Genomic DNA, 3433 nt, shown 5'->3' with positions numbered 1-3433 from the left:
TGAATGTGGGTAAGGCGATGCCGATACACGATGATGCTAACGACTGGGCAGGGGTGGCAATAGAACTGGAAGCGGGCTATAAGGAGACAGCTTACAGCGAGCTGCCTGTGCCTGAGGCTACTGAGGACCGACCTACGGCCTGGCGACCGCTGAGTGTGGTGTGCGACACGGATAGCCGAGGACGATACTACGGTATGCTGAAGGTGCTGACGGTGGAGCGGTATTATACGGACACGAACGAGCCTGTGCGACCTGCTGAGGTGTTGAAGAATAAGCCTGGGCCGAATTTCTTTCCGTTGACGCCAAGTGCTGCTTGTGCGGTGGGTAATACGCCGTTTTTGCAAGATGTGGCTGTGAGCCGTGAGGGGACTTTTTTTAATGCGACCTGTGGCACGGGGTTGATTGGTGGTAAGGCGACGATTACGATACCGATTGGCAGCTGGGGGAGTTTTATTGATTTGGAGGATACTTATGCTAAGGCGAGAGCTGAGATAGATATATTGGACACGCAGGCGTATGCGAATGCGAATGGGCCGTGTAACTCTGTGGGGGTGTATAACCCTGGGGTGTATGGGTCTGTGGATTTTCCGACTGGCAGGTGGTGGCTGAGGGCTGGGGATTTTAGTGGATCCAGCGAACCGAGTGGTATAGTGGCTGAGGATGTGGGCAGTGGGTATGTGCCTGGCTGTATGTGGTTTCAGTTGCCGGATTATCAGGCTAACCAAACGGATGTGCGGTATGGTGCGACTAGACTGAATGGGCATTATCCGGTGCTGGCAAGTGGAAGGGATTATTTTTTTATACCTTATTATAAGGCAGGGAAGACGCTGAGGTTTTTTAGAAATGGACTGCTGGTGGGCAGTACGGTGATTGTAGGGCCTTACCCGAGTATTGTGTTTCCGGCTGAGCCTGCTGGTGGGGAAAGGTGGTATGTGGATGCGGTGTAAACCACCCCCTCAACCACCCCGCCTTCGGCACCCCTCCTTTGGAAGGAGGGGGGGAAGGAGGGGTCTGGTGAAGGGATTGAGCCGCATTGCAATGCGTCTGTAGTTTTGCCCTGTGATTATTTGGGATGTTGGGATAGTTTTGGCTTATAAAGAATAATGATTTTATGGCGACTTTTTCGGTTAAGAATAGGATTAAGATTAGACGGCAGGCAGGCAATGACTGTGACGTGGTGATTAATGTGCCGGATGTGTTTCAGGTGGCTGGGACTACGTTTAAGTTTGCGGTGTTTGAGAAAACGCCTCCTTATCGTGTGGTTTTTCAGAAGACTGGGTCTGGTATTGTGGTTAGTGGGCAGCGGCTGGAGATTCCTATAGCGAAGGCAGATACCCTGAATAAGCATGGGTTGTATGACTGGGAGATGGAGGCTGTGAAGGACGGCAAGGAGATTACGATAGGGATGGGGGATTTTGAACTTACAAAAACGAGATTGTAATGAGCGAAGTGATACTGGTGCTGGAGATAGAGCCGCCGATAGAACTGGAGCTCGTTTTAGAGCCTGAGATTGGTGTGATTCCTGGACTGGCTGATTATATTGGATTGCCAGGACCGAAGGGCGACACTGGCGACCAAGGTGTGCAGGGTATTCAAGGACTTAAAGGGGACAAGGGCGACACTGGCGACCAAGGTGTGCAGGGTATTCAAGGTCTTAAAGGCGATAAGGGCGATACTGGCGATCAAGGTGTGCAGGGTATTCAAGGTCTTAAAGGCGATAAGGGCGATACTGGCGACCAAGGTGTGCAGGGTATTCAAGGACTTAAAGGGGACAAGGGCGACACTGGCGACCAAGGTGTGCAGGGTATTCAAGGTCTTAAAGGCGATAAGGGCGATACTGGCGATCAAGGTGTGCAGGGTATTCAAGGTCTTAAAGGCGATAAGGGCGATACTGGCGACCAAGGTGTGCAGGGTATTCAAGGACTTAAAGGGGACAAGGGCGACACTGGCGACCAAGGTGTGCAGGGTATTCAAGGTCTTAAAGGCGATAAGGGCGATACTGGCGACCAAGGTCCGCAAGGAGTTGCTGGTAATACCAATGTGTTTATTCAAGAAGCCGAACCTGTGGTGGCGGGGCCGTTTATTTGGTTTGAGACTGATGCGACGGGTAAGGTGATAGATATTAGACAATCAATTTAAAATTTTAAGGATATGCCTACGGAATCGATTTTGGGTGGATTGAGCAAAGAGGAGACTCAATTGGAGATGAAGGATTTGGCTCAGATGGTGGCGGATTTGGCAAGTTCGGTGAACACGTTGGTGCAGTTTTTATATGCGAATTCGCCAAGGGTAGATGCGGCGAATAGGATGGCCGTGAATGGTTCTGAAACAACGCAGCCTGTATCGGGAACGGTAACGGCATCGGTGGCGAATGCGACAGTGAGCACTGTGACTACTGTGGCAGCTGTAAGTAACCTTGTGGCGGTAAGTGGGCAGCCTAACCAGTATGTTGGGCAGGATGTACCGACGCACATTTATGATAACATTAAAATAACGTAATTATATGGCGACGCAAGTTAATTTAAGAAAGATGCTTCACCCGAAGAGGTGGGAAAATAGAACACCCTGCCCGACTAACTCGACGGCGGGATCATTTGTAACATCAGATAAGTATGATTTACTGAATGGCTCGAAGGCGTTTTATGTGCAGTCGGCAGCGGTGATTTACATGTATGAGGGTGATGAGGACTCATGGATTCAGTTGCCTGCATCGGGCCTTGGAGGTACTTTTGGTGCCGGTGCTTGTGGGGAGTTTAGGGCATTGGGTGCTATGGGTGGTACTTTTAACCAGACTGTAACGGCTGGTGGTGTGGCTTCGTTGACTACGAATAAGACGATAGTGAGGAGTTTGGCGGGGATGCGTTTGAGAGTAATACAGGGTACTGGCTTGGGCTTTGATGGTACGGTGGTGTCTAATACGCTGGGAGCGAATGCGGTGATTACTACCAGTGGGGGGTCGTTTGGTGCTGATACTGTGTTTCAGTTGTTTTCGGGGTCATTGTGGATGGCGACTGCTGGTGCGGTGGGTTTTGGGGTATATGACCGAGCGACTAATGCTTGGACGGCACGAAGTGTGGTAGGACTACCAGCTTGGGGAACTGATGGGCAGCTGGTTTCTACGATAGGATCGGCGAAGGAGTTTGCTACAGGCCAAGCAACAGCAGGAGCAGCTACAACGCTAACCAATGGTGCTAAGGCTTGGGGAACAAATATGTGGGCCAACTACCAGGTGAGAATTAAGACGGGCACTGGTGCTGGGCAAATAAGGACGATAGCCTCTAATACTGGAACGGTGCTGACGGTGTCGGCAGCGTGGGCAGTAAACCCTGATGCTACGAGTGTGTATGCGATAGAGGGCAATGGGGATTTTATGTATTTGTTGGGTAATAATGCTGTAACCTTGTATCGCTACCAGATATCTACCAACACCTGG

Annotated in this window: 5 protein-coding genes; all 5 read left to right on the top strand. The window is 50.7% G+C overall.

Translation table 11 applies throughout. The features are described from left to right. On the top strand, positions 1–947 hold a 947-nt coding region (locus EGI31_RS24960; protein WP_255039931.1), incomplete at its 5' end, for a DUF5977 domain-containing protein. 164 nt (positions 948–1111) lie between these two features. Next, positions 1112–1441 (top strand): hypothetical protein, encoded by a 330-nt coding sequence (locus EGI31_RS24955; protein ID WP_255038622.1) that lies wholly within the window; start codon positions 1112–1114, stop codon positions 1439–1441. Continuing rightward, the gene (locus EGI31_RS24950) at positions 1441–2139 is read left to right on the top strand and encodes a hypothetical protein (protein WP_262925407.1); all 699 of its coding nucleotides are present in this window, start codon (positions 1441–1443) and stop codon (positions 2137–2139) included. The genes EGI31_RS24955 and EGI31_RS24950 overlap by 1 nt, the downstream gene beginning before the upstream one ends. A gap of 12 nt (positions 2140–2151) precedes the next feature. Continuing rightward, entirely contained in the window at positions 2152–2499 is a 348-nt protein-coding gene (locus tag EGI31_RS24945; RefSeq protein WP_255037681.1) for a hypothetical protein, read from the top strand. Between the two features lie 4 nt (positions 2500–2503). After that, positions 2504–3433, top strand: a 930-nt coding sequence (locus EGI31_RS24940) for a hypothetical protein (RefSeq protein ID WP_255039930.1), incomplete at its 3' end; no start/stop codon positions are given.

Origin of the sequence: Lacihabitans soyangensis, from assembly GCF_024343775.1 — a bacterium.
GTDB lineage: Bacteria > Bacteroidota > Bacteroidia > Cytophagales > Spirosomataceae > Leadbetterella > Leadbetterella soyangensis.
This window is presented reverse-complemented; position numbering and strand designations above follow the sequence as displayed.

Coding starts and splice junctions, on each gene's coding strand:
- EGI31_RS24950 (WP_262925407.1), top strand. CDS start 1,441: ATGAGCGAAGTGATACTGGTGCTGGAGATAGAGCCGCCGATAGAACTG.
- EGI31_RS24955 (WP_255038622.1), top strand. CDS start 1,112: ATGGCGACTTTTTCGGTTAAGAATAGGATTAAGATTAGACGGCAGGCA.
- EGI31_RS24945 (WP_255037681.1), top strand. CDS start 2,152: ATGCCTACGGAATCGATTTTGGGTGGATTGAGCAAAGAGGAGACTCAA.